Annotated in this window: 26 protein-coding genes; 10 read left to right on the plus strand and 16 right to left on the minus strand. The window is 32.6% G+C overall.

What is annotated here, in order from left to right; genetic code table 11:
• Positions 1-24 precede the first annotated feature (24 nt).
• A complete protein-coding gene (locus FNW38_RS09175) occupies positions 25-687 on the minus strand; it encodes a response regulator (RefSeq protein WP_144064959.1) in 663 nt (220 codons plus the stop codon).
• Positions 688-829: 142 nt separating this feature from the next.
• Entirely contained in the window at positions 830-1,243 is a 414-nt protein-coding gene (locus tag FNW38_RS09180; protein ID WP_143388046.1) for a DUF4293 domain-containing protein, read from the minus strand.
• A 181-nt stretch (positions 1,244-1,424) separates the two neighbouring features.
• On the opposite strand from FNW38_RS09180, the gene rho reads away from it, so the two are divergent.
• Positions 1,425-3,197, plus strand: a complete 1,773-nt coding sequence (gene rho / locus FNW38_RS09185) for a transcription termination factor Rho (protein ID WP_143388047.1) — start codon at positions 1,425-1,427, stop codon at positions 3,195-3,197.
• Positions 3,198-3,334: 137 nt separating this feature from the next.
• Here the strand turns inward: rho and FNW38_RS09190 are convergent, their stop codons facing one another.
• From FNW38_RS09190 to FNW38_RS09200, 3 genes are all read right to left on the minus strand, one after another.
• Complete coding sequence (locus FNW38_RS09190; RefSeq protein ID WP_143388048.1) at positions 3,335-4,564, minus strand: RsmB/NOP family class I SAM-dependent RNA methyltransferase; 1,230 nt, start codon at positions 4,562-4,564, stop codon at positions 3,335-3,337.
• A gap of 141 nt (positions 4,565-4,705) precedes the next feature.
• On the minus strand, positions 4,706-6,667 hold the full coding sequence (locus tag FNW38_RS09195) for a KUP/HAK/KT family potassium transporter (protein ID WP_143388049.1): 1,962 nt from the start codon (positions 6,665-6,667) through the stop codon (positions 4,706-4,708).
• A gap of 124 nt (positions 6,668-6,791) precedes the next feature.
• Positions 6,792-8,117: a hypothetical protein gene (locus tag FNW38_RS09200; RefSeq protein WP_143388050.1), complete on the minus strand. Its 1,326-nt coding sequence runs from the start codon at positions 8,115-8,117 to the stop codon at positions 6,792-6,794.
• A gap of 114 nt (positions 8,118-8,231) precedes the next feature.
• On the opposite strand from FNW38_RS09200, the gene FNW38_RS09205 reads away from it, so the two are divergent.
• Positions 8,232-9,296, plus strand: coding sequence for a WD40/YVTN/BNR-like repeat-containing protein (locus FNW38_RS09205; RefSeq protein ID WP_144064960.1), 1,065 nt, complete (start codon positions 8,232-8,234; stop codon positions 9,294-9,296).
• 65 nt (positions 9,297-9,361) lie between these two features.
• Here the strand turns inward: FNW38_RS09205 and FNW38_RS09210 are convergent, their stop codons facing one another.
• The 4 genes from FNW38_RS09210 to FNW38_RS09225 form a co-directional block, all read right to left on the minus strand.
• Entirely contained in the window at positions 9,362-9,820 is a 459-nt protein-coding gene (locus FNW38_RS09210) for a sensor of ECF-type sigma factor (RefSeq protein WP_143388052.1), read from the minus strand.
• Between the two features lie 44 nt (positions 9,821-9,864).
• The gene (locus FNW38_RS09215; RefSeq protein WP_143388053.1) at positions 9,865-10,278 is read right to left on the minus strand and encodes a hypothetical protein; all 414 of its coding nucleotides are present in this window, start codon (positions 10,276-10,278) and stop codon (positions 9,865-9,867) included.
• A gap of 33 nt (positions 10,279-10,311) precedes the next feature.
• A complete protein-coding gene (locus FNW38_RS09220; RefSeq protein ID WP_143388054.1) occupies positions 10,312-10,854 on the minus strand; it encodes an RNA polymerase sigma factor in 543 nt (180 codons plus the stop codon).
• A 64-nt stretch (positions 10,855-10,918) separates the two neighbouring features.
• Positions 10,919-12,109: an SRPBCC family protein gene (locus FNW38_RS09225; protein ID WP_143388055.1), complete on the minus strand. Its 1,191-nt coding sequence runs from the start codon at positions 12,107-12,109 to the stop codon at positions 10,919-10,921.
• A gap of 292 nt (positions 12,110-12,401) precedes the next feature.
• Here FNW38_RS09225 and FNW38_RS09230 point away from each other — a divergent pair, with 292 nt between their 5' ends.
• Positions 12,402-14,438: a dipeptidyl-peptidase 3 family protein gene (locus FNW38_RS09230; RefSeq protein ID WP_143388056.1), complete on the plus strand. Its 2,037-nt coding sequence runs from the start codon at positions 12,402-12,404 to the stop codon at positions 14,436-14,438.
• A 91-nt stretch (positions 14,439-14,529) separates the two neighbouring features.
• Here FNW38_RS09230 and FNW38_RS09235 read toward each other — a convergent pair whose 3' ends face one another.
• Positions 14,530-14,718 carry a hypothetical protein gene (locus tag FNW38_RS09235; RefSeq protein WP_143388057.1) on the minus strand — a complete coding sequence of 63 codons (189 nt, stop codon included), beginning with the start codon at positions 14,716-14,718 and terminating at the stop codon, positions 14,530-14,532.
• A gap of 81 nt (positions 14,719-14,799) precedes the next feature.
• Here FNW38_RS09235 and FNW38_RS09240 point away from each other — a divergent pair, with 81 nt between their 5' ends.
• The gene (locus FNW38_RS09240; protein ID WP_143388058.1) at positions 14,800-15,189 is read left to right on the plus strand and encodes a pyrophosphohydrolase domain-containing protein; all 390 of its coding nucleotides are present in this window, start codon (positions 14,800-14,802) and stop codon (positions 15,187-15,189) included.
• 663 nt (positions 15,190-15,852) lie between these two features.
• Here FNW38_RS09240 and FNW38_RS09245 read toward each other — a convergent pair.
• Positions 15,853-16,920, minus strand: coding sequence for a branched-chain amino acid aminotransferase (locus tag FNW38_RS09245; protein ID WP_143388059.1), 1,068 nt, complete (start codon positions 16,918-16,920; stop codon positions 15,853-15,855).
• A gap of 307 nt (positions 16,921-17,227) precedes the next feature.
• On the opposite strand from FNW38_RS09245, the gene mnmD reads away from it, so the two are divergent.
• Both mnmD and FNW38_RS09255 read left to right on the plus strand, forming a co-directional pair.
• Positions 17,228-17,890: a tRNA (5-methylaminomethyl-2-thiouridine)(34)-methyltransferase MnmD gene (mnmD, locus tag FNW38_RS09250; RefSeq protein ID WP_143388060.1), complete on the plus strand. Its 663-nt coding sequence runs from the start codon at positions 17,228-17,230 to the stop codon at positions 17,888-17,890.
• A gap of 147 nt (positions 17,891-18,037) precedes the next feature.
• Positions 18,038-18,235: a hypothetical protein gene (locus tag FNW38_RS09255; RefSeq protein WP_143388061.1), complete on the plus strand. Its 198-nt coding sequence runs from the start codon at positions 18,038-18,040 to the stop codon at positions 18,233-18,235.
• 37 nt (positions 18,236-18,272) lie between these two features.
• On the opposite strand, the gene FNW38_RS09260 is transcribed toward FNW38_RS09255, so the two are convergent.
• The gene (locus tag FNW38_RS09260; RefSeq protein WP_143388062.1) at positions 18,273-19,214 is read right to left on the minus strand and encodes a LysR substrate-binding domain-containing protein; all 942 of its coding nucleotides are present in this window, start codon (positions 19,212-19,214) and stop codon (positions 18,273-18,275) included.
• A gap of 280 nt (positions 19,215-19,494) precedes the next feature.
• Here FNW38_RS09260 and can point away from each other — a divergent pair, with 280 nt between their 5' ends.
• Positions 19,495-20,130, plus strand: coding sequence for a carbonate dehydratase (gene can / locus FNW38_RS09265; protein ID WP_143388063.1), 636 nt, complete (start codon positions 19,495-19,497; stop codon positions 20,128-20,130).
• A gap of 26 nt (positions 20,131-20,156) precedes the next feature.
• Here can and FNW38_RS09270 read toward each other — a convergent pair whose 3' ends face one another.
• Together FNW38_RS09270 and FNW38_RS09275 are read right to left on the minus strand one after the other, a co-directional pair.
• Positions 20,157-21,359 carry an LETM1-related biofilm-associated protein gene (locus FNW38_RS09270; protein WP_144064961.1) on the minus strand — a complete coding sequence of 401 codons (1,203 nt, stop codon included), beginning with the start codon at positions 21,357-21,359 and terminating at the stop codon, positions 20,157-20,159.
• A gap of 113 nt (positions 21,360-21,472) precedes the next feature.
• Positions 21,473-22,000: a superoxide dismutase family protein gene (locus tag FNW38_RS09275; RefSeq protein WP_143388065.1), complete on the minus strand. Its 528-nt coding sequence runs from the start codon at positions 21,998-22,000 to the stop codon at positions 21,473-21,475.
• Between the two features lie 241 nt (positions 22,001-22,241).
• Here FNW38_RS09275 and FNW38_RS09280 point away from each other — a divergent pair, with 241 nt between their 5' ends.
• From FNW38_RS09280 to FNW38_RS09290, 3 genes are all read left to right on the plus strand, one after another.
• Positions 22,242-22,559: a YihY/virulence factor BrkB family protein gene (locus FNW38_RS09280; protein ID WP_235890184.1), complete on the plus strand. Its 318-nt coding sequence runs from the start codon at positions 22,242-22,244 to the stop codon at positions 22,557-22,559.
• A gap of 125 nt (positions 22,560-22,684) precedes the next feature.
• Positions 22,685-23,113, plus strand: coding sequence for an META domain-containing protein (locus FNW38_RS09285; protein WP_143388066.1), 429 nt, complete (start codon positions 22,685-22,687; stop codon positions 23,111-23,113).
• Positions 23,114-23,185: 72 nt separating this feature from the next.
• Positions 23,186-23,710, plus strand: coding sequence for a DUF4251 domain-containing protein (locus FNW38_RS09290; RefSeq protein ID WP_185963120.1), 525 nt, complete (start codon positions 23,186-23,188; stop codon positions 23,708-23,710).
• A gap of 86 nt (positions 23,711-23,796) precedes the next feature.
• On the opposite strand, the gene FNW38_RS09295 is transcribed toward FNW38_RS09290, so the two are convergent.
• Positions 23,797-25,587: an acyl-CoA dehydrogenase family protein gene (locus tag FNW38_RS09295; RefSeq protein ID WP_144064962.1), complete on the minus strand. Its 1,791-nt coding sequence runs from the start codon at positions 25,585-25,587 to the stop codon at positions 23,797-23,799.
• Positions 25,588-25,769: 182 nt separating this feature from the next.
• On the minus strand, positions 25,770-26,951 hold the full coding sequence (locus tag FNW38_RS09300; RefSeq protein ID WP_144064963.1) for an acetyl-CoA C-acyltransferase: 1,182 nt from the start codon (positions 26,949-26,951) through the stop codon (positions 25,770-25,772).
• Between the last annotated feature and the right edge of the window lie 15 nt (positions 26,952-26,966).

Below are 26,966 nucleotides of genomic sequence, written 5' to 3' on the forward strand. Positions count from 1 at the left end.
AAAAAAGGACTTTTACTGCTTAATTTATGATTTAATCAAATTGTTTTTAATGGCATATTTGACTATGCTAATAGTATTCTTTGCTTTTAGTTTTTTCATTATGTTTTTGCGGTGCGTTTCAACGGTATTTGTACTGATAAACAGTTGCTCGCTAATTTCCTTACCGCTGTATTCTAATGAAATCAAAGTGATGATTTCCAATTCGCGTCCTGTCAAAATCGAATTTGAAACCGGCTCGTATTTGTTTAGTTTTGGATTGTTCTTTATGAAAGAATTAAAGATTTTTTCTCGAACTGGTTTGCAAAAATATTCTTCTCCTCTCGAAATTGCCTCAATGGCTTCGACGATATTTTCACCGGCACATTGTTTTGTTAAATAACCACTAGCACCAAGTTTCATGATTTCTTTTATCAATTTCAAGTCGTCATAACTGGAAAGAATAATAACCTTACAAGGAAATCCTTTTTCTGCGAATTCTTTAATGACCTCAATTCCATCTTTTTCAGGCATATTAATGTCCAATATGAGAATGTCAGATTTATTATTCGTAACATCATCATAAATGGTGCTTCCATTTAGCGAGAAACCCACCACTTCATAATTAGGAATGGTTTGCAGTAAAGTAGAGATTCCATCAATAAGTATTTGATGGTCGTCTGCTAGATGGATTCTGATTTTTGTTTTCATAATGGAATTACTAGGTCCAAATTTATAAAAATTAACGAGTCATTTAACAAGGTTTTTATTATTTTTAGAATATTATACGCATAAAAAAACCCGAACTGTTACATTCGGGCTTTCTCCGCACTAATAAATTAAGTTTATAGGTTTACCTCAATCTGTCCACAGATTTTACAAGATCTTCATCCTTTTTGATGGCCTTATTAGCCAAGACTAATAATACGATAGCAACTATAGGTAGAAACATCCCAATACCTTTCTCCGAAACAGCTAGTGTTTCTCCAGATAAATTTAGTGAACGATATACAAACAATCCTAATAAAATTAAATTTAATATGATGTTCAATCTGCCAATAACAAATTGATTTTGTCTTTTCTTATAAGATACAATACTCAATAAAGTCAGCGTAGTGCTTAACCCGAATAATACAACATACACTTGGTCTTGCATAAAAAAATAATCCGAACCGTTATTCATTGTCCATAAAGGAATGAAAAATGGTAAAATTCCTGTAACTACAAAAGCAAGAAATAAATAAATGGTTTGAATTCTTTGTATCATGGTTTGAATTTGTTCTGCAAAAATATATTTTCTTTTTTATAAATGCTATTGTATGATTAAATTTTATTCGTATTATTGCATAACAATTCCGTAAGCACTTCATACTGCGGTTGATTCAAAATAAAAAAGTTTACTACCTATCTTTACAATTTTCCAAATTAATTAAACTCAAAGAACATTCATGTTTGATATTTCTGCATTAAAAGAAATGAAGCTATCTGAGCTTCAAGAAATAGCTAAATCAGCTAAAACCATAAAGTTTAACGGTGTAAAAAAAGAGACATTAATTAGTCATATTTTAGAGCATCAAGCGGCTAACGTTGATTCGATATTAGAAACAAAAAAGGAAAGTAACGTTGAAGACGATAAGCCTAAAAGAGCTCGAATCGTTCCTGTTAAAAAAGCAGCTATTCAAAAAACGGTAACAAATTCTCTTTTCGAAAAAGAAGAAACTGTAGTAGAAATAAGTACTCCAGTTGAAGCAAACCATCCGGTTGAAGTAATTACACCAGTTGAGGAAGTAAGTGAAATTACTGAAGCAGTAGATGCAGGAAAAAAAGTAGGTAAGATTATTAAATTTAATAAATCGGCCTACGAAAAGAAAATTGCTTTAAAAAAGGATAAGGAAGAAGTAAAAGAAGCAACCAAAGAAAATGTAGAGGTTATAGATGTAGCAACTGAAGAAAAAACAGAAATTTCTGCTGCACCAGTAAAAAAAATAAACCCAAATCAATTGCATAAGCAGAATCCTAACCAGAACCAAAACGGGAGCGGAAATGGGAATCAAAATCCGAATTTTAAAAATAAGAAAAGTAATTTTGCTGCTTCTGATTTTGAATTTGACGGAATTATAGAAAGTGAAGGCGTTCTTGAAATGATGCCTGATGGATATGGTTTCTTACGTTCTTCAGATTATAATTATTTGGCTTCGCCAGATGATATTTATTTATCAACTTCTCAAATTAGATTGTTCGGTCTTAAAACCGGAGATACCGTAAAAGGAGTGGTTCGTCCACCAAAAGAAGGAGAAAAATTTTTCCCATTAGTAAGAGTTTTAAAAATAAACGGACACGATCCTCAAGTGGTTCGTGATAGGGTTTCATTCGAACATTTAACGCCTGTTTTTCCTTCAGAAAAATTCAAATTGGCTGAAAAGCAAAGCACTATTTCAACGCGAATTATCGATTTGTTTTCACCAATAGGAAAAGGACAACGTGGAATGATTGTGGCACAACCTAAAACAGGTAAAACCATGTTGCTTAAGGAAATTGCCAATGCAATTGCAGCGAATCATCCTGAAGTTTATTTGATTGTTTTATTGATAGATGAACGCCCGGAAGAGGTTACAGACATGCAACGTAGTGTGCGTGGTGAAGTAATTGCTTCCACATTTGACAGAGAACCACAAGAGCACGTTAAAATTGCTAATATCGTTCTTGAAAAAGCAAAACGCTTGGTAGAATGTGGTCATGATGTAGTGATTCTATTGGATTCGATTACGCGTTTGGCGAGAGCATATAATACGGTTCAACCAGCATCTGGTAAAGTATTAAGTGGTGGTGTTGATGCAAATGCATTGCAAAAACCAAAACGTTTCTTTGGAGCTGCCCGTAATGTAGAAAATGGAGGTTCGTTAAGTATAATCGCTACTGCTCTGACAGAAACTGGTTCGAAAATGGACGAAGTTATTTTTGAAGAATTTAAAGGTACTGGTAATATGGAGTTGCAATTGGATAGAAAAATTGCTAACAAACGTATTTTTCCAGCTATCGATTTAACTTCTTCAAGTACAAGACGTGATGATATGTTATTGGATCAAAAAACATTACAGCGCATGTGGATTATGCGAAAATACCTTTCGGATATGAACCCGGTGGAAGCGATGGATTTTATCAATGACCGTTTCAAGAAAACCAAGAATAATGAAGAGTTTTTAATCTCAATGAATGATTAATAATTTAGTTTAACGTTTTTTTAGTTTAAGGTTTGAAGTTGAAAAAAGATTGAACCAAGAAAATAATCCCATAAAAAAGTCCTCGATTTCGAGGACTTTTTTATGGGATTATTTTCTTAAACCTTAAACCTTAAACCTTAAACCTTTTTAACTTCTTCTTTTCGTTCTAACAATGCCATATAGAATCCATCAAAACCAGATTCTGAAGCCAAGATTTTTTGGTCTTTAACAAAGTTGAATTGTTTACCGATATCAGTAGTCAAAAAACGGGCAATTTGTTCTTGATTTTCTGATGGTAATATGGAACAAGTGGCATACACTAATTTACCACCGGGTTTTACAATTTTAGAATAACTTTCTAAAACTTCCGATTGTACTTTACGAATGTTATCGATAAACTCTGGTTTTAATTTCCATTTGGCATCTGGATTTCTTTTCAAAACTCCTAATCCGCTGCAAGGGGCATCAATTAAAACACGGTCTGCTTTTTCGTGTAATTTTTTGATAATTTTAGTTGAGTCAATAATACGGTATTCAATATTGAAAGCACCGTCTCTTTTGGCTCTGATTTTTAATTGCTTCAATTTGCTTTCATACAAATCCATAGCGATTAATTGTCCTTTGTTTTCCATCAAAGAGGCAATATGCAATGTTTTTCCACCTGCACCGGCGCATGTATCAACGACACGCATTCCTGGTTTTACATCAAGGAAAGCAGCCACTAATTGGGAATTGGCATCTTGAACTTCAAAAAAACCTTGTTTAAAAGCGTCAGTTAGGAAAACGTTAGCTCTTTCTTTTAAAACTAAAGCATCTGGCTGATTTTTAAGCGTTTCTGTTTCAATGTTTAAATCCATTAAAATGGCGCGCAGCGCTTCTCTTGTTGTTTTAAGTGTGTTGACTCTTAGGATAACTTTGGCTGGTTGATTTTGAGCTGTTATTTCAGTTGCCCAAACTTTCTCACCTAATTCTTTAACTCCCAATTCATCTATCCAATCCGGAATAGATTCTTTTAAGGCTCTCACTTTTGAAAGCTCGTCAAAACGTCCTTTTATTTTTCTTTCCGGAGTTCCTTCCAGTTGACGCCAATCAGGAATAGGGTAGCCTCTTAAAACTGCCCATACAGAAAACATTCTCCAAAGATTGTCTCTGTCAAAAGGTTCTTTTACTTCGGCTATTTCTGCGTATAATCTTTTCCAACGTACAATTTCGTAGATGGTTTCGGCAACAAATTTTCTGTCAGAGCTTCCCCAACGTTTGTCTTTTTTTAAGGATCTTGCTACCACTTTATCAGCATATTCACCTTCGTTAAAAATGGCATTTAAAGCGTCGATGGTAGTATAAACTAAATTTCTGTGTAATCTCATTTTAAATAATTGAGGTGCAAAGGTACTATTAATTGATTGAATGTTATGTTTTTAATAATGAATGTTGTTTTTAAATCTTTTGGCATAAAAAAACACTGTAATCAAAACAGTGTTTTTTAAAATTTTTTAAATGTAAAAAGGTTATTTAACTCTTGTTAATCCTATATTTTCCGGAGCATGAAGCACCATTGGAAATTTTTCTATTTTAACAGAGCTGCTGTCCAAACCAAAGGCTCTTTCTTCAGATAAACTTAGTTTTTTAATAAAGAAATAGGAGTTCATGATTATTTTTTCATGCCAAAGTAAATCACTATCATTAGAAAGGAACTTTTCAGACAATACAAATTTGAAATCGCCTATAATATTATTTTTATTCAAAGATTCATATCTGCTGGTTATATCTACTTCTCCTTTTTGTACCATGTCTTTAATTACTTCTTTAAACATCAAGTTTATTTTTGTAGGTTCTCTAAACCCTAAATTAAAGTCAACTCGATACAAATCATCTTTGACCATTTCGGTTACTTTATATTCCGTTTTATAAGGTTCCGTTAATATGTTTACGTGTACAAACCAATAAATATCGGCTCTTTTGGGTCTTTTTTGTAAAATGGAATACATTACTTTTTCTTCTATCTCATCCGTTCTGCCGGCATTGGTCATGTAAACTAAATGTGTAGCATATTTGGGTATAGATAAATCAGCACTTAATTCGACAAGTACTTTTTTGTAATCTTCAATTTTGACAATTTTTGTGTAACTCTTGTTGATTTTCTTCGCTAAATACCAAATTGTCATAATCGATATTAGTATTATGGCTATAAAAAGGGTTACATAACCACCATCTATAAATTTTGGTAGAATAGCAAAAAGAAAACTAAATTCAATAATCAGATAAACGGTAATTGTGGGAATCATAAAATATAGTTTTACTCTTTTCATAATTAAATAAAAATTAAGTAAAATGGTGGTCATAATCATACATAAAACGATTGCTAAACCATAAGCATGTTCCATATTACTGGATTCTTCAAAGTGCAATACAATACCAACACACCCCAAAAACAACAACCAGTTTATGGACGGAATATACAATTGTCCCTTTAGTTCAGTAGGATATTTAATTTTAACTTTCGGCCAAAAATTTAATCGCATGGCTTCATTTATTAAAGTAAACGAACCACTAATCAATGCTTGTGATGCAATTACGGCAGCCGAAGTTGCAATTACAATTCCAATAGGCTGAAACCAATCAGCCATTATTAAATAGAATGGGTTTCCATTTTTTCCGCCTAAACTTAACAATGTTTCCCCTTCATGATGAATCAAATAGGCTGCTTGACCAAAATAGTTTAGAACCAAAGTACTTTTTACAAATATCCAGCTAATTCTAATATTTTTTCGTCCGCAATGTCCCATATCTGAGTACAATGCTTCGGCACCTGTGGTACATAAAAATACGGCACCTAACACAAAAAAACCTTCAGGATGAATACTCAATAGATGATAGGCATAATACGGATTTAGGGCTTTAAAAACTTCGGGATGTTTTGTAATCTGTATTAGTCCAAGAATTCCAAGCATACTAAACCAGATTAGCATCATTGGAGCAAAAAATCGACCAACAAGTTTGGTTCCAAACTGCTGTATAGTAAAAAGTATGAATAAAATTCCAATAACTATAGGAATAGTATTTATTTCTGGGTAAAAAATTCTCATACCTTCAACGGCAGAGGATACTGATATAGGGGGGGTTATAATTCCATCGGCCAATAAGGCACTTCCTCCAATAATGGCGGGAACAATCAGCCATTGAATTTTTGTTTTTTTGACTAAGGCATATAATGCAAAAATTCCACCTTCACCGTGATTATCAGCACTCAAGGTAATGATTACGTATTTAATAGTGGTTTGTAGCGTAAGTGTCCAAAATACAGCTGAAATGCCTCCTAAAACAACTTCGGCATTAATAATGTGATCACCCAGTATGGCTCTCATTACATATAATGGTGAAGTTCCTATATCACCGTAAATTATTCCTAATGAAACTAATAACCCGCCTAATGTCAATTTAGTATGCAAGTCTTTGTGCGATGCGCTCATGTATATTTTTTAAAAAACTTGTCAAATTTACACTTTTAAAATAAATTAGGGCTGTTTATTTAATAAAATGACAAAAAAAAGCACAGTTGTTACAACCGTGCTTTTTAATTTATTATAGTGTGTTTTAAGACCTTCTGTTGTCATTTCTTGATGAAGAATTTCCTCTTTGTTGTTCTGCTCTTTGCGGAGCTGATTCTCTTGAAGAGTTACCTCTGTTTTGAGATTCTGCTCTTTGTGGGGCAGCTTCTCTGGAAGGATTCGCTCTGTTTTGAGAATAGTCTCTTTGTGATTCTGCTCTTTGTGGGGCAGCTTCTCTGGAAGGATTCGCTCTGTTTTGAGAATAGTCTCTTTGAGATTCTGCTCTTTGTGGGGCAGCTTCTCTGGAAGGATTTGTTCTGTTTTGAGAATAATCTCTTTGTGAATTAGTTTTTTGTGGCGCTGCTTCTCTGGAAGGATTTGTTCTGTTTTGAGAATAATCTCTTTGTGAATTAGTTCTTTGTGGCGCTGCTTCTCTGGAAGGATTTGTTCTGTTTTGAGAATAGTCTCTTTGTGAATTAGCTCTTTGTGGGGTTGCTTCTCTAGAAGGATTTGTTCTGTTTTGAGAATAATCTCTTTGTGAATTAGTTCTTTGTGGCGCTGCTTCTCTGGAAGGATTCGTTCTGCTTTGAGAATACCCTTTTTCGTTTCTTGTACCAACATTTCTAACACCTCTTCTTTGGTCTAATTCATAACGATTTGTTACTTGAGAATTTCTTCTTGAAAAAGCATAATTCGGATGTTGTCTTTCATAGTCATTTGAACGTCTCGTGCTATATAATTCTACCGCTCGATTACTTCTTCTGTAGTTAACATAATTGTAATTGTTATTTATGTTTAAACTAATGTTGATGTTATTTCTATATCTGAAAACCGGGAATGGATTCCATGCATAATAATAAGAAGGATAATATCCCCAATTCCAAGTTGAATAATAAGGGCGGTAATTAGAACTCCAGAAAGAAGCATAAATAAGCGGTGTGCTGTAATACACAGGCTCGTAAATGTAATTTTGGCCATACATGTACACATCGCCTACAACTTGTACGTGAATATTGTTGTATCTGTCTTTCTCAACGTCAATTGTAGCAACGTCTTGATATACCTCGCGATCAAGAACAGATTGAATGATGATTACGTGAGTTCGATTTTCTACGGTTTCAATTACGCGTAAATAATCAACTTCATTGTCATTATTTAAATCCAAATTTGATATTTGAAGCTTTGGGTCATTTAACCGTCTTTCGAAATCCTGAAGATCTCTCGAATCCCCAAAAATTGATGCAACCGCACGTAAATCTAAGTTATCACTAATCTCAGAATTCATGGCATTTATTGTTGTTCTATCTTGCGCTTGTATTTGTGTTGCGAAAACAGAAGTCAATAGACTTAAAAGGAGTAGTTTCGTTTTCATAATTAATGTTATTAAGTTTAATGTTTTCTGAATATTCAATTACTGTGCCAATAAATTAGGCATCCATTGGTATTAACATTTTTAATTGTAAATTCGTCATAAAAATCATATAAAATGAGAAATATTTTTTTAATTGTGTTGTTTTTAATTGTTTTTATGTCTTGTAAAACAGGGGGTTATGTTGCTGAGAAATTAAATAACACAAGTTTTCAGTCCATTCAAATTGACACACTGTTTCAAGATAAAATGAGCATTAGAGCGATTCTTATTGATGCAAATAAAGTTTGGTATGCTGCTGATGAATCAAGATTTGGTTTTTATGATTTGGAGAAAGATAAAAAAAATGAAAACAGGATTGAGAATGATAGTTTGAAGTTTGAATTTAGAAGTATTGCACAAACGTCTTCAGCTGTTTTTATCCTTAATGTTTCCAATCCGGCTTTGCTATATAGAATTTCTAAAGATGGTTCAGAAATAAAATTGGTCTATCAGGAAAATCACGAAAAAGTATTTTATGATAGTATGCAATTTTGGAATGATAAAGAAGGAATAGCTATAGGAGATCCAATATCCGATTGTCTTTCAATACTAATCACTCGTGACGGTGGAAATTCATGGAATAAAATTCCGTCGAGCAAATTGCCAAAAGTGACTGACGGGGAAGCAGCTTTTGCGGCAAGCAATACAAATATTGTTACAAAAGGAGATAAAGCATGGGTTGTTTCTGGAGGAAAAAAAGCCAGAGTTTTTTACTCACCTGATAAAGGAAAGACTTGGGAAGTTTATGATACACCAATTGTTCAAGGAAAAACCATGACTGGAATTTTCACCGCCGATTTTTATGATTTCAAAAAAGGATTTGTCGCTGGTGGAAATTATGAAGTTCCGGAACAAAATTCTGGAAATAAAGCATCCACAACGAATGGAGGAAAAACTTGGAAATTAATTACTGAAAATCAAGGCTTTGGATATGCTTCCTGTGTGCAATATGTTCCAAATAGTAATGGGACGGGATTAGTTTCAGTAGGTGCATCCGGATTATATTATTCTTCGGATAGTGGTAATTCATGGAAACAGTTATCTGCGGATTCCAGTCTTTTTACGATTCGGTTTATGGATGAAAATACTGCTATTGCAGCAGGAAAAAATAAAATGATTCGCTTAAATTTCAAAAAATAAAAACACCCGAAATGCTTTTTGTTTAGTACTTAGGGTGTTTTTTTGAACTAATAAATAAAAAGATATCATCTTTTTGGGCCTTTGTTGCGATATTGTTGTAACAATTTTCTATTGAAATCCTCTTCAGCTTTTCTAAGTTTTATGATTTTCACAGCAGGAAATATTCCTTTCAAATTTTGCATGAATTTTTTTCTTAGCAGAAATAACTCTTCCTCAGTACTTTCCATTTGAGTCAAAAAAGTATTTGCTTCTTTTTCAGTCATTTTATCCAAAGAACCATCATTCATTTTTCTCATAAAAGTCTTCATTTTTTGATGTCTCAATTCAAATTGTTTATCATCAAATGTATTGTAGATTGGCCAGAATTTCTCTGCTTCATTAGCTGTTAAATCTAATTCGGTGGTCAGAAAAGCTACTTTCAAAGCTTTAATTTGTTCTTTTTTTTCTTTCATTTTTTCGCCTTGTGCGTAAAAATTAAAAGAAACGAATAGTAGCAGTATTGGGAATAGTTTTTTAAAGTTCATTTTTTTATTTTTTGTTTAATTTTAACTTGGAAAAAAGCATTTTTTTATTCTAAAATAAGATGTTCTAAGTTGGAATTTGTAGTTAAAAGATCTTCTAAGGCTTCATCTTCTAAAACAACAGTTGAGTTAATGTTATTAATATCTTCGGGCTCTAATACACTAATCAAATCATATTGATTCATATTAGATTGATACGCTATGTAATTTTCTAAAGTAGTTGAATCCAGCTCTTTTGTGTTTGTTGAAGAGGGGGTCAAAATTGGAATCATCAATGCAAGTACTAATACTGCTGCAACCATCATAATTAGAGTTTTTCTTTTTTGAAAAATAGAAATTACTTTCGGCTCGCTTACAGGCAATTGCTCCATCATTTTGGTTGAAAAATTTTCAAAATAATGATCTGGAGTTTTAAATCCTGACTCAATTTTAGGTTCGTTTTCTAATTTAAATGCTTTCATAATACTCATTAGACTTAATTAAATATAAAAGGTTTAATTTGCCGTTACAAAGGCTTCAATTTTTTTTACGGCATGATGATAAGATGCTTTCAAAGCACCTACTGATGTTCCTAGAATTTCTGATATTTCTTCATATTTTAATTCTTCAAAATATTTCATTTTGAAAACTAATTGTTGTTTTTCGGGTAAAACGGCAATGGCTTTTTGTAATTTTATTTGAATTTCATTTCCGTCAAAAAATACATCGGCTTTTAGATTGTCAATGGCTTTGTTTTGTAATGTTTCAGACGATATTCCATTAATTTTTGCTTTTTGATTCAAAAAAGTTAGCGCTTCATTAGTGGCAATGCGATACATCCATGAAAAAAGTTTGCTGTCGCCTTTGAAGTTTTTTAAATGTTGAAATACTTTTATAAAAGTATTTTGCAAAATATCATCGGCATCATCATGACTCAAGACGATATTACGAATGTGGTTGTACAGCGGTCTTTGATAGTCCTGCAAGAGTTGTTGAAACGCATCATTTTGCGTTTTAGGGTTCAATAGTTTTTGAATAAATTCCTTTTCCTCTTGCAAAGCTATTATTTATCTGATTAGAATAGAATTTATCAAATAGGTTTAATCTGTTATCAAAAAAATATTAAAATTCAGATTGTTCCTCTTCTTTTTTTATTGGAGTTGGTTTTTTTATAACCTGTTTAGGTTTTACAACTGGTTCTGTTTTTATAGCTTCATCGGTTTTTACAACCGGTTCCGTTTTTATCACTTCTTCGGCTTTTATTACGGCTGGTTTGTAAATTTTAACTGCTTCGACTTTTGGTTTTATTGGATGATAAATTTCAGTAACCCATTTTGATGGATTTTTTATTTCAGTTTTGCTTGTGGAGTACATTTCGAGATGTGAAAATGTTGCATCAGGCACTAGTCGGTTGGCGTTAAGATACTGGGATGTTTTATCCAAAGCTTTTTGCCTGTGGGAATAATCGCCAGTTAAAACGGTTTTTACCGCTTCGAATGCTTCTAGTTTTCCGGAATAAAGATCACTTCCTTCGCTTGTGAAAATTTGATCTTTAATTGGTACACAAATAGATATTTTGGCAAGTCCGTTTACCACATCATAAGTGTGGTATAGTATAAAGGGTTTTCCTGTGATTGTAAGATTATTTTTTTCACAGAAGAGTATTATTTTTGGAGAAACGATTTTGTAATTTTTAATAACACTAGAAATTTTGCTGGTAAAAGTTTGATGCAAATAAAAAGTCTCGGGTTTTTTTACTAAACCTTCCACTTTTACTGAATAAGTATTTATTTCATAATCAAGAGTTTTGTCTAAGTTGGCTAAGCTTTTTTCATATAGGCCACCGATAATTTTTTCAACACCACCATTGAAAGCAGAATATATTTTAAAAAGAAAGCTCATTTTTCCTTTTGTTCTCCAAGTTACTTTAGTTCCTCCGACAGTGTCTTTAAAACTCCAAAAAACATCAGACATCGTACCATCAGAATTCATTTTTTGAGAAATGCTGTCATTTTCTTTTACAAAAATTGTTTTGATTTCACCACTGCCACTTTTTCCTTCCCATGAATAAGAGGCGCCTTTTCCAATAGTATTTTGAGGATACGTTATTTTTATCTCAGGATCTTCTACGGCCCATGAACCAAAGTCTTCCCAATTTTTAAAATCATTGACAAAATTAAACACTGCTGATTTTGGGGAATTAATGACTTTGCTTCTTTCTACAGTAAAATCTCCTTTTTGTGTTGCAATAAAAATGGATAGTGCAACTAAGCTAAGTAATAGTAAAAGAAATAGATATTTTAAAATCCTCATGGTAATAGGCTGTTTTAACTTGTAAAGTTAAAAATTTTATTAATATAGTTGAATAAGTATCAAAAAATTATAAAAGAGGTTCTTTTAGTTCGTTGTAATTTGAATAATTTTTTTGAAACTTAATTTCCATTTTATAAACTCTGAATTCAAAAAAATATTGGATTGAAAGTATAATGGCTATTTTAGTTGCATCGTAATAACGAAAATTTGGGAGATGGTTTTTTATTATTTATTTAAAGAATCTATATATTTGTTGAATAATAGTTCATTTAACCCCTAAATATAATTAATAATGAAATTACTTAAAATTTCAAGTGTTTTAATTACTCTTGCTATTTCTGCTATTTGTAGTGCACAAATAACAAAAAAAGTTGAAGTAAAAATGACAGAAAAGGACTCTTTTGATTATGTTGTAGAGCAATTTGCAGACATTAAAGTGTTACGTTATCAAATTCCAGGTTGGGAAAATCTTACCCTAAAAGAACAAAGATTAGTTTATTATTTGACACAAGCCGGAACTTCGGGTCGCGATATAATGTGGGACCAAAATTATAAATACAATCTAAAAATCAGAAAAGCGTTAGAGAATATTTACAAAAATTATAAAGGGGATAAAACCTCCGAAGACTGGAAAAATTTTGAAATTTACCTTAAAAGGGTTTGGTTCTCAAATGGAATACACCATCATTATTCCAGTGATAAAATTAAGCCAGGTTTTTCTGCAGCCTATTTCGATGGTTTAATGAAAGTGACTAAAACAGCTTTGTCACCAGCTATTGCAGTTATTATCTTTAATGATATTGATGCAAAGAAAGTTAATCTTGATGAATCGAAAGGTTTATTGGAAGGCTCCGCAATTAACTTCTACGGAAAAGGAATTTCATTAAAAGAAACGGAAGATTTCTATGCTAAGAAAAAAAGTCCAGATCCTAAAAAGCCATATTCTTATGGTTTGAATTCTAAATTAGTTCGCAATGCAAAAGGACAATTAGTAGAAAAAGTTTGGAAAAGTGGCGGTATGTATGGAGCGGCTATCGATAAAGTTATTTATTGGTTAGAAAAAGCCAAAATTGTTGCCGAGAATAAAAAACAAGCGGATGCTTTAGGATTACTGATAAGTTATTACAAAACGGGTAGTTTGAAAACTTGGGATGACTATAACATTGCTTGGTTGCATGCAACTGAAGGAAATATTGACTATATCAATGGCTTTATCGAAGTGTACAATGATCCATTAGGATATAGAGGTTCTTATGAAGGAATCGTTCAGATAAAAGATTTTGACATGTCGGCAAAAATGGAAGTAGTGTCCAAAAACGCTCAATGGTTTGAAGATAATTCTCCATTGATGCCAGAACATAAAAAGAAAAATGTAGTAGGGGTTTCTTATAAAACGGTTATTGTAGCAGGAGAATCAGGTGATGCATCACCAAGTACACCTATTGGAGTAAATCTTCCTAACGCAGATTGGATTCGTGCTGAACATGGTTCGAAATCCGTTTCTTTAAGTAATATTATTGATTCGTACGCTAAAGCTGCCGGAAAAGGAAAATTAGAGGAATTTGCAAATGACGAAGAAGAAATTGTCTTGGCAAAAAAATATGGAGAAATAGGAGGTAAGATGCATACTGCTTTACACGAAGTAGTTGGTCATGCCTCAGGACAAATTAATCCGGGAGTGGGAACTCCAAAAGAATCGTTGAAAAGCTATGCCTCAACACTTGAAGAAGGAAGAGCGGATCTAGTGGGATTATATTATTTGTATAACCCAAAATTACAAGAATTAGGATTAGTTGATGATTGGAAAAAACTGGGGATGGAGTCTTATAATAATTATATCAGAAATGGATTAATGATGCAATTGGTACGTTTAGAATTAGGTGCTAATATTGAAGAATCACATATGAGAAATCGCCAGTGGGTTAGTGCCTGGGTTTTTGAAAAAGGAAAAAATGACAATGTTATTGAGAAAATTACTCGCGATGGAAAAACGTATTTCAATATTACGGATTATGAAAAACTACATGATTTATTTGGGCAATTGCTAAGAGAAGTGCAACGAATCAAATCAGAAGGTGATTTTAACGCAGGAAAAGCATTAGTGGAAAATTATGGTGTAAAAGTAGATCAGAAATTGCATGCCGAAGTTTTAGCGCGTAATAAACAATTTGCTTCTGCTGCTTATAGTGGTTTTGTAAATCCAGTATTGGTTCCAAAGTTAGATAAAAAAGGTAGAATTATTTCGATAGAAGTACAGCAACCGAAAACATTTGCGGAACAAATGTTGAAATATTCTAAAACCTTTGGGTTTTTGCCTTCGGAAAACTAGAAGTATAGTGTAAATAAAAAATGCTCATTTTGAATTGACCCCAAAAAGTTAGACGCTATTTGAGGTTATTTTTTATTCCAAAATAAAGATTTTAACGTTTAAAAAATATTTTTATCATAAACAGAATTCCAATAAAAATTAAGAAACCTACTAATATCTTGTAATTACCTTTATAAAACTCTTTATGTATTCTTAAATCTTTTCGGTAGGCATAAATTGCTGCAATAACAAAAGCAACAAAAAAACAGCCTGCAAACACTAATTGTCCTTGACTAAACATATTTTAAATTATTTCAGGCAAATTTAGTTAATTGTTTAGAAATAGTTACTAATTTGCCTTTTCATTTAATAAAATAAAAATATGCAAAAACAAATAAACTCAGTTAAGGAATTTCATACTGCATTTAAAATAGGGCATAGTGAAATTCCTACGGCCGATTTAGGAGAAAGTAAGCACACTCTTCGTTACAACTTGATGAAAGAGGAAAACGAAGAATATCTGGAAGCAGTTCAAAATAATGATTTAGTAGAAATTGCAGACGCACTTGGCGATATGATGTATATTCTGTGTGGAACTATTATTGAACATGGCTTGCAACATAAAATAGAAGAAGTTTTTGACGAAATTCAACGCAGTAATATGAGTAAGTTGGACGAAGATGGAAAACCTATTTACCGAGAAGATGGAAAAGTAATGAAGGGGCCTAATTATTTCAAACCAGATTTTTCTAAAATACTGGATAATATATAGCAGTTTACAGATTGCAGTTATGAAACATTCATATAAATAACCAAGTTATGAGCAAGCTTACCAAAAATGCACAGAAAAACATTATCAAGAAATGAAGCTGATGAAATTTATAAAGTATTTATTGAACTTTGCCGGAGTTTGTTTAATGAGTTGGTTTGTGTTTTTATCTTATGCACTTATTGTCAGATTTCCAGATTGCGATAACATTATGAATTTAATTTGGAATATAATCGTAGAACTCATTCCAATAATGATTTTCTATCTAATTGTAATAACGGGTGTTAATTATGTTGCCGAAAGAAAAATCGAAAAGAAGCAATTCTCAAAAGAATTTTTACTCCTTTTTTTAATTAATTTACTTTTGATAATATTGGCTATGATTTATTTTTCCTATGAATTTTACACACATTGTGGAGAAATCAGCTAAAAGAAATGAATAATGCCAACTCATAAAAGCGGTTTTGCCGGATTTGGGTATTAGTTTTTAATTTGAAGTTGGTCTTGTACTTGAATGAAAAGTGATAAACCGAAATATAAATCTGAATTTAATCCAAAACTCGAGTAAAGACACGAAGACATTAACTTTGATAGTTATGCAAAGCATAAAAAAAGCGATTTTCAGTATGAAAATCGCTTTTTTTATAAATCTAGAAATTAGGAAATTTACACTTTAACAGTCCAACCAAAAGTATCTTCCTCCAATTTATTTTGGATATTGGTCAATTTATCTTTTAATTGTAATGCTATAGCGTTTTCAATTTTTGGTAATTCATGATAAACATCTTTATAAGAGAATCCAGAAATTGGACTTACCACCGCAGCGGTTCCGGCTCCAAATATTTCTTTCAAAGTTCCATTTTCAGAAGCTTCAACAAGTTCTGAAACTAAAACGGGACGAATTTCTACATTTATGCCTTCACTTTTTGCTAAATCAATTAGCGTTTTTCGGGTTACACCATCAAGAATTCTTTCGCTTACAGGAGCAGTTAGTAAAGTGTCGTTTATTCTAAAAAATACATTCATTGTACCTGCTTCTTCAAGTTTGGTATGCGTTGCATCATCAGTCCAAATTACTTGTTGAAATCCTTCTTTATTAGCTAAGTCGGTAGGGTAAAACTGCGCAGCATAATTTCCGGCAGCTTTTGCAGCTCCTATTCCTCCATTTGCAGCTCTACTAAAATGTTCCGCAATAAGTACTTTAACATCACCAGAATAATAAGCTGATACAGGAGACAAAATAATCATGAATTTATAATCATCTGATGGATTTGCAATTACTCCAGTGCCTGTAGCAATCATAAACGGTCTAATATACATGGAATTTCCTTTTCCTTTTTTTATCCAAGCTTCATCTAATTGTAACAATTGATTTAGACCATTCATAAATACATCTTCCGGAACTTCTGGCATAGCCATTCTTACAGCAGATTTATTGAAACGGTTGTAATTTTCATCAGGTCTAAAAAGCCAAATGTCATTATTGTCATCTTTGTATGCTTTCATACCTTCAAAAATAGCTTGGCCATAATGAAAAACTCTTGTAGACGGATCTAACAAAAAAGGAGCGTAAGGCTTAATGACCGGTTTTTGCCATTCCCCATTTTTAAAATCACATTCGAATAAATGATCTGTAAAAACAGAACCAAAGCTTAAGTTTTCAAAATCTACTTCATTTATTTTTGAAGTAGGAGCTTTAATTATTTCAATTTTGCTAGTTTGAGTTGTACTCATAATAAGGTATTGTTTATTTTTATTTTTTATAAGTGATATGCTTGAGTATTAAAATCTTTGGTTTTTTACAAAGCGAACTTTAATGTTTGCAAAATTAAATAAAAATCACTGAAATACTTATGATTATTCCATTAATTATAGCATTTAACTGTGATTTGTTTATATTTTAAAAAATGGAAATAAATAGAGTCAATTTATATGAAATTTATAAAAAATATAGATTTTTTGAGACTATTACGTTTTAGTTTTGATTAAATTTGACCGTCTGATAAAGCTATTAAACTAAGAACAACCTCAAATTATAATTTTGAAAAGAGAAATAATCCAAACACTTGACGGTTCCACAACTATTCATTTACAGGAATGGGATGAATGTTATCATTCTAAACACGGGGCAATACAGGAAGCGCAACACGTTTTTATCAAAAATGGATTGTCTTTATTTCAAAACAGACAAATTTCTATTTTAGAAATTGGTTTTGGAACAGGTTTGAATGCGTTTATCACTTTTCTGGAAGCACGAAAAATGAATCAATCGATCGATTATGTAGGAGTGGAGGCCTATCCGATATCAGCAGAGGAAGTTGTATCTATGAATTATGTTGATGAGCTGAATGCGGGCAGTGAAAGTGCTGTGTTTAAAAAAATGCATGAAAGTAATTGGGGAGAACAGATTGTTTTGAGCAATGATTTTTTATTGACAAAAAGAAAACAATTTTTTGAAGAAATTGATGATTTAGAAAAATTTGATTTAATCTATTTTGACGCTTTTGGATATAGAGTTCAGCCGGAATTATGGAGTACCGAAATTTTTAAAAAAATGTATAATAGCCTTAAACCAAAAGGAGTTTTGGTTACTTATGCAGCTCGAGGTGTTGTAAAAAGGAGTATGATAGAAGTAGGCTTTACTGTCGAGAAACTAGAAGGCCCTCCTGGGAAAAGAGAAATGTTTCGTGCCAAAAAAAAATAATAAAACACGGAGATTTATAGTTTATAAATTGCTTTTTTATAGTTGAAAAAAAAAATAAAAAAGAATGTTAATTAGTCATGTTGTGTATTAAAAAAATGTATTTTTACAATAGTTAATAAAAATTGATAACCCAAATCTTAATTTATTATGTCGAAAATTATGTTCGATTACACAAAATCAGTACTTGAAAGAGTAAGTTTTGACCCGATGCTTTTTTGCAAAGAATTAGAAAAAGCGATTAAAACGTTATTACCATACGAAATGGAACAATTACGAGAATGGTTGTTAAATTTCACGATTGGAAAACCAGAATTAAAACAATGTTTACTAATCGTAAATTCATAAATAAAAAAGGAACCTTAAATCGGTTCCTTTTTTTATTTTATTTTTTTTGAAGTGGACTAATAATTTGGACATTTTGAAAAACAATTGCTCCTTTTATAACACCTGCAATTGTACTTCTAAGTGCATTAATTATCTGAATTTTCAATTCGCTTTTTGGGAAAATCAAGCTGACTTCTCGTGCAGGTTTTGGTTCCTTAAAATGGCGTAGCTTTATTTTGTCAGATTCTTTCAAATCTAAAGTATGCAAATAGGGTAGTAATGTAGTTCCTAAACCTTCATCGGCCAATTTTATTAAAGTTTCAAAACTTCCGCTTTCTATTTGAAAATGATTGATTTCATTTTTACCGGTATTTTTGCATAAGTTCAAAATTCCATCGCGAAAACAATGTCCGTCCTGCAATAGTAGAATCTCATCTAAGTTTAAATCGGAGACTTCTATTTCTTCTTTTTGGAAATTATGATGACTCTCCGGAATGTAAGCTACAAAAGGTTCAAAGTACAAAACAATTTCTTTAATTTTTTCTTCCAACAAAGGAGTTGCCGCAATGGCAGCATCAAGATGTCCGTTATTGAGTTTTGTAATAATCTCTTCCGTGTTTAACTCTTCGATGATGAGCTTTACTTTGGGATATTTTTTTATAAAATTACTCAAAAACATGGGTAATAAGGTAGGCATAATAGTAGGAATTATTCCTAATCTAAATTCGCCGCCAATAAACCCTTTTTGTTGTTCAACGATGTCTTGAATTCTATCCGCTTCATTAACAATGTTTTTAGCTTGATTGACAATTTTTTGTCCAATATCCGTGAGCTGAATTGGTTTTTTTGTACGATCGAATATTTGAATGCTTAATTCTTCCTCTATTTTCTGAATTTGCATGCTCAAAGTAGGCTGAGTTACAAAACATTTTTCGGCAGCAAGAGTGAAATTTTTATGTTCGGCTACAGCCAAAACATATTTTAATTGAGTGATTGTCATGTTTATAATAATTTCTGATGTAAATTTAGTAAAACTATAACTTTTTACTATAGTGTTTTCTATTAAAACTTATGCTAAATTTACATTTGAAAGAAATTATATAAAAAACTCAATATTAATGAAAATAAATATTTTAGGATTACCCGTTAAAGGATCTGAATTAATTGTAACAATACTAAAGTATCTGTGAAATAATCAATAAAATTGAGAATGATTTTTTTTAAGTAAATAAAACGATTAATTTTATTTTACATTTGATTCAACAAAGACAGTATTCTTTATGAGCGATTTTTATAAAAAAATATTAGAAAATAATAAAAAATGGGTCGAAACTTCTTTAGCTAGTGATCCAAATTATTTTGAAGATTTAGCCAAAGGACAAACACCACCATTATTATGGATTGGTTGTTCGGATAGTAGGGTTCCGGCAAATGAAATCGTTGGTGCAAAACCAGGAGAGGTTTTTGTTCATCGAAACATTGCCAATATGGTAATCCATTCCGACATGAATATGTTAAGTGTTTTGGATTATGCCGTGAATGTTTTGAAAGTAAAACATGTACTTGTTTGTGGTCATTATGGCTGTGGTGGTATAAAAGCTGCTATGGGTAATGAATCTATTGGGATTATTGATAATTGGATTCGACATATAAAAGATGTATATCGTTTGCATAACGAATATTTGGATTCGATTACTGATGAAAATGAGCGATTTAATGCTTTTGTAGAAATTAATGTGAAGGAGCAAGTATTTGATTTGGCTAAAACTTCTATTGTGCAATCAGCTTGGAAAAACGGACAAGAATTAACATTACACGGTTGGGCATACGGATTGAATTCTGGATTTGTAACTGATTTGGATGTCAATGTCAGTTCCGATAAAGATTTGGATAATGTATACCAATTAAAATTTTAAAAAAAAATCGCTTTCGGGCGATTTTTTTATTCATTTTCGTCTAGATTTTCATTAAAAGCTGACGGCAAAAGTGTAGGGATAAATTTTATCAAAATCGGCAATAATAAACTACCACCCGGAAGTAAAAATATAGTCAAGGAAGGAATCGTTTTGCAAATCTCCAACAACTGTTTTTTTACTTTTTTCTTTTCTTTCTCATCCAAATCCCTTCGGGTAGAATAGGCTAAAAGAAGCATTAATTCTTTGCTTTGAACAATTTCCTTTATCAATCGGCTTTTATTACGGCTTACTAAAGTAACAACACTTTGAGTGGTTTGGTCATAAAAGTGTTTGACAGGATTCGAGTAATTGAAGTAAGGAATTTCTTTTTTATGTTTGGTAATAAATTCATTAGTACTGTTTATACTCTGATCTACAAAATCATCTGAAATCGATAACGTTTCAGCTAATGAATGTAAAAAATAGGCTTCATTATTTTCAATTATTCCATCACTCCACAAAGCCATTCCGGCAATATCTATCAAATAATATTTTTCTAATTCATTTGTAAAATAATCCAGTTGAAGTGTTTCCAGACTTTGAACGGAAACTCTGGAAAATTTACTGTAACGTATGGAAGCTTCAAAAAGTTTAATCAACAGATCATCATACTGCGATTTGTTGGACTTAATTTTCAGGGCAAGTGTTACAATATTTACAATTGTTTCTTCAATTTTCTTTAGGTATTTTTCAGGAATTGTCCCATGTATTAAGTATTGACGAAAAGCTAGTATATCTATAAACAATAAAGCATTCGTTACAAGATGGGAGAAACTTTTACTAATGACAGTATCATTGGTTTGGACACGTTCATCAATTATTTTTTCCAGTGTTAAGGAAAGAGAATGTTTAGGCATCATTTTTTTAAATAAATTAAATCCTTGGGGATTCATTTGATTATAAAAAGTAACGGCCTGCTTAATGAAATTTTCAGCACTAATTTCTTCGTTGGTTAGACAAAAAACGTCGTATAAAGTATTTAATAAGGCAACTTTAGAAATCTCTTCCTTAAACCAACCTTTGGTATTAATTGTATTTACGGTTTCAAATGTAATTATATGGCCATAGATAAAACCGGTATTTCTGACCTTATGATAAAATGAATCAGTAGTTTTAGAAACAGTTTCCTTAGAAAATTTTTGTTCTATAAAAAATTTATCTATCCAACCTGATGCCGAAGGGTTAATCATTGTTTTAATTTGAAGCTACAAAGCTATGTTTTTTTATGGTTTTGTCATTAAATTAAAATTAAAAAACCGTCTCGTATTTGTAACGAAACGGTTTTTTGCCTATAATTTAAATCTTATTTAATTATAGCTGAACAGGCTACTCTTGCACCCGCATTGCCAGCTGGTTGAGAAATAAAATCGTCAGTTCCTTGATGAACGATTAATCCTTTTCCCAGTATATCCTTAGTTGTATCTCCACAACCAATGCACCATTCATCAGTTGTTAAAGTAATTGTACCATTTCCTTTTTCATCAGCAGTGAAATTTCCGATATCGCCTTTGTGATATTCACCAATTCCCCATTTCCCATGTTTTTTAAATGTTGGGTTCCAATGTCCTCCTGCGGAACTTCCATCAGCGGCTGTGCAATCTGACTTCTCATGGATGTGTATAGCATGAATGCCAGGTTTTAGTCCGGATAATTTTGCAACGAAAGTTACTTTTTCATTTTTTTCTACAAAAGTTGCAGTTCCAGAAACGTTGCTTTCACTTTTTGGTTCGAAAGCAAGGACTAATATTTTATCAGGATTAAAAGCCGTATTGGTTTTGCAACCAATAAAAACAGCTAACACAATGCTAAATAGCAACACTAATTTTTTCATGATACGTTTTATTTCAAAGGTAAGAAAATTTTGTATTAGAGATAATATGATTATGTTTTAATAATTCAATTGTATAGGAATTTTACAATATTCATTTCAAATTGGTAAACAATATCTTTGTAATTTTGAAAGCAGTAGCAATTGATATAAACAAAACTCTTGATTGTGTTTTGTAGCAAATAAAAGAGAGCCAAGATATCTGATTTTTTTCTTTCGGAAAAACATAAAAAATAGTTTTAAAATGAAGCACAAAGAATTAGCCAAAACAAGTTGGGGTTTGTTGAAGCGAACCTACCAGGAATTTGAGGATGATAACGGCATAAAGTTAAGCGCCTCATTGTCCTATTATACTATATTTTCATTGCCTCCATTATTAATTATTATTTTGTCTATTTTTAGTTTTTTCTTTGGAAGAGAAGCGGTTACCGGAAGATTTTTTGGACAAATTAATGGAATGGTTGGTAATGAAGCTGCGATTCAAATTCAGGAAACTATTAAGAATATTGAATTGTCGATAGCGTTACATTTGCAACAATATTTGGAGGGATTATGTTGCTAATAGGGGCCTCGGGTGATGGGCTTGAGATACGATTTTTAAAACTCTCTTTTTTGTAATATTTTTGTTTAAAAATTGAATATTGGCAATATTTTTGTTTTACTTCCGAAAGAATAAAATTTGATCATATGAAAAAAATAATTTTGTCGCTAACCATTTTATGTTTAGTATTTATCTCTTGCAATTCATTTAAAACAACAATGGGTAAAACAGCTTCACTTGAAGGAACTTGGGAGTTAAATTATGTATCAGGACCGAGAATCGCTTTTGAGGGATTGTATCCAAATAAAAGGCCTACCATCACTTTCGATTTGAAAGGGAACAGCATTTCAGGAAGCAACAGTTGCAACCGTTATTCCGGGAAATTAAATGCAGATGGAAATAAAATCAGTTTCAAAGAACCAATGGCAGTGACCAAAATGTTTTGTCCCGGAGAAGGGGAGAGTATTTACATGTCAACGCTTCAAAAAATAGATTCCTATTCCATTTCAGAAGATGGAAAGACATTAAATTTCATCATGGGCGATATCGCGATGATGCGTTTTGAGAAAAAATAAATTCAAAATTTTTGAAGGTTTATTTAATATTTTGCAAAATTATAAAATTAGATATTTTAAAAAATGGATACCATGAAAACAAAAACAGTAATTTTAGTACTGTTTCTTTCGCTGATTGTAACGGCAAGTTATGCTCAGGAAAAAAGTAAGAAACAATTAAGAGCGGAACGTAAAATCGAAAAAGAGAAACAAATAGCATCTTTGGTTGATGCTAAAGAGTTTGTTTTTATTGGAAGAACAGCCTTAGGTCAAGGGTTTAGAAGTATTGATTTAACCACTAATTCAAATTATGTGGAATTTAAGCCAGATAAAATTAAGAGTGAAATGCCTTTTTTTGGTAGGGCTTATAGTGGTGTTGCCTATGGCAGCAGGGACGGTGGCTTGAATTTTGAAGGAAGTCCAAAAGAATTTACTGTTGAAAAAGGGAGAAAAACCTATCAAATAAAAACGACTGTCAAGGGAGATACGGATGTATACCAACTATTTCTTTCCGTTTCTTCTGGAGGCAATGCAACACTTACAATTAATTCTAATAATCGAAGTTCGATTTCCTATAATGGAGAAATTAGACCAATAGAAAAAAAAGAAGTCAAGTAATTTTTCAATTAAAATAAAAAAACCGTCTTGTTCCTGAAAACAAGGCGGTTTTTTAAAAATAAATAAACTAAAAAATAGTTTTGTATCTAGAAACAATATTCGTTTTTAGCTACTAATTTTGTAGTGATTGTTTCTCTTAATCCTACAATATTGGGCATGTTTGTATATTTTGTAAAACGGCGTAAACCCATTAACATCATACGTTGTTCATCCCCTTCCGCAAAAGAGATTACACTTTCTTTTCCTTTTTGAGTAACGGTGTCTACTGCTTTATATAAGTATAATTTTGCCATGGCAATTTGCTCCTGTACTTTGGCTTCTCCTTCTTTTTTGGCTAATTTTTCGGTTCTGAGAATAGTACTTTCTGCCATGTAAATTTCAATCAGAATATCGGAAGCTGCCATCAGTAACTGTTGGTGTGCATCTAAATCCGGACCATATTTTTGAACAGCTCCACCTGCAACCATTAAGAATGCTTTTTTCAATTTACCAATCATTTCTTTTTCTTCGGCAAATAATTCAGAATAATCAGGAGTGTCAAAAGATGGTATTCCCATTAATTCTTCTTGTACTTTTGATGCTGGTCCAAGTAAATCAACGTGCCCTTTCATCGCTTTTTTGATTAACATTCCTACAGATAACATTCTGTTGATTTCGTTGGTTCCTTCGTAAATACGTGCAATTCTGGCATCTCTCCAAGCACTTTCCATTGGCGTGTCTTCTGAAAATCCCATTCCTCCGAAGATTTGGATTCCTTCATCTGCACAATTTTGAATATCTTCAGAAACGGCCACTTTTAGAATAGAACATTCAATGGCATACTCTTCAATCCCTTTTAATTCAGCTTCTTGATGTGATGCTCCTTCGGTTTCACGTGACGCAATTCGATCTTCAATATCTTTTGCAGCACGATAAGTAGCGCTTTCTCCGGCATAACAGGAAGTTGCCATTTCGGCTAATTTTGCCCGGATGGCCCCAAACTGTGAAATAGCGGTATTGAATTGTATTCTTTCATTAGCGTATTTTGTTGAGTTTGAAATAACTCTGCGTTGTGCGTCCAAACAGGCAGCGGCCAATTTAATTCGGCCTACATTCAAGGCATTCATGGCTATTTTGAAACCATTTCCTCTTTCGGATAACATGTTTTCAACAGGAACTTTTGTATCTGTAAAGAAAACCTGACGCGTAGAAGAGGAGCGAATTCCTAATTTATGTTCTTCTTCGTTCATAGAAATACCATTATTTGGATCATTTTCCACAATAAAGCCGGTTATGTTTTTATCGTCTCCTATACGGGCAAAAACAATAAAGACATTACAAAATCCTGCATTTGTAATCCACATTTTTTGCCCTGTGATTTTATAATATGTTCCATCCTCAGATAATACCGCTTTTGTTTTTCCGGAATTGGCATCACTACCAGCGCCTGGTTCAGTCAAACAATACGATCCAAACCATTCGCCAGAGGCTAATTTGGGAACGTATTTTTGCTTTTGCTCTTCTGTGCCGTATAAAGTTATTGGTAGGGTACCAATTCCGGTATGAGCCCCAAATGCGGATGAAAAAGAACCTGTAGCTCCTGAAATATAATCGCAAACGAGTACGGTATCTACAAATCCCATTCCCAATCCTCCATAAGCTTCTGGAACGGATATGCCTAAAAGCCCTAATTCAGCTGCTTTGCGCATACATTCTACTGTAAAGGCAAAATCTCGTTTTTCGAATCGGTCTTTGTTGGGCCAAATTTCTTTGTCCACAAACTCTCTTACAGAGTCACGCATCATTAATTGTTCTTCATTGAAATCTTCTGGAGTGAAGATATCTTCGCACTTTGTTTCTTTTACCAGGAATTGACCTCCTCTTGTTTTGTCGCTCATGACTTATTATTTTAAATGATGAATTTTTAAATTATTTTGTATTTCCTTCCTGCGAAGTTCTTATTATTTATATTTTTTCCTCAATCTTGTCATTCCGACGAAGGAGGAATCTCAATAAACTATTCTGTAAAACTATATGAGATTCCTCCTTCGTCGGAATGACAAAAAGAAGAATGTTTTATTTACATCAACTCGTAAATCCCCGCACTTCCTTGCCCAGTTCCTACGCACATACTGACAATTCCGTATTTGCTTCCTCTGCGTTTCATTTCGTCAAATAATTGAACCGATAATTTTGCACCGGTACAACCAAGAGGATGGCCTAAAGCAATCGCTCCACCATTTACATTTACGATATCCGGATTGATTTCTAATTCACGAACAACAGCCAATGCTTGTGAGGCAAATGCTTCGTTCAATTCAATTAAATCTATATCTTTCAATTGTAATCCAGCTTGTTTCAACGCTTTTGGAATCGCTTTTACAGGTCCAATTCCCATGATTCTTGGTTCCACTCCAGCCGAAGCAAAGTTTACCAAACGAGCAATAGGAGTAAGGTTTAATTCTTTTACCATTTCTTCGCTCATGATTAGAACAAAGGCGGCTCCATCACTCATTTGGGATGAATTTCCTGCTGTTACACTTCCGTCAGCAGCAAAAACAGGCTTTAAAGCGGCTAGTGCTTCTAAAGAAGTTCCTGCTCTTGGACCTTCGTCTTTATTTACGATATAGGATTTGGTTTCTTTTTTACCGTTTTCGTTGATGAACGTTTGTTCAATAGTAATAGGGACAATTTGTTTATCGAATCTGCCTTCGGCCTGTGCTTTCAAGGCTTTCATATGCGATTGGTACGCAAATTCATCTTGGTCGGCTCTGGAAACATTATATTGTTTGGCAACTGCTTCAGCAGTTAGTCCCATTCCCCAATAATAGTCTTCGTTTCCTGCTTTTGCAACAGCATAATCCGGAGTAGGTTTGTACCCTCCCATTGGAATAAAACTCATGCTTTCGGCACCACCGGCAATAATACAATCGGCCATTCCAGATTGGATTTTGGCTGTTGCCATTCCGATTGTTTCTAATCCGGAAGCGCAATATCTGTTTATGGTTACGCCAGGAACGTCTTCGATTTTTAATCCCATCAAAGAGATTAATCGGCCCACGTTCAATCCTTGTTCTGCTTCCGGCATGGCATTTCCTACCATAACGTCGTCAATGCGCTTTTTGTCAAAATCAGGCAATTCATTCATCATAAACTGGATGGTTTCGGCCGCCAGTTCATCTGGACGTTTGAAACGGAATACACCTTTTGGTGCTTTTCCTACCGCTGTTCTGTATGCTTTAACTATATAGGCTGTTTTCATTGGATATTGTATTTA

It is taken from the genome of Flavobacterium gawalongense (assembly GCF_007097265.1).
GTDB classification, from domain to species: Bacteria; Bacteroidota; Bacteroidia; order Flavobacteriales; family Flavobacteriaceae; genus Flavobacterium; species Flavobacterium gawalongense.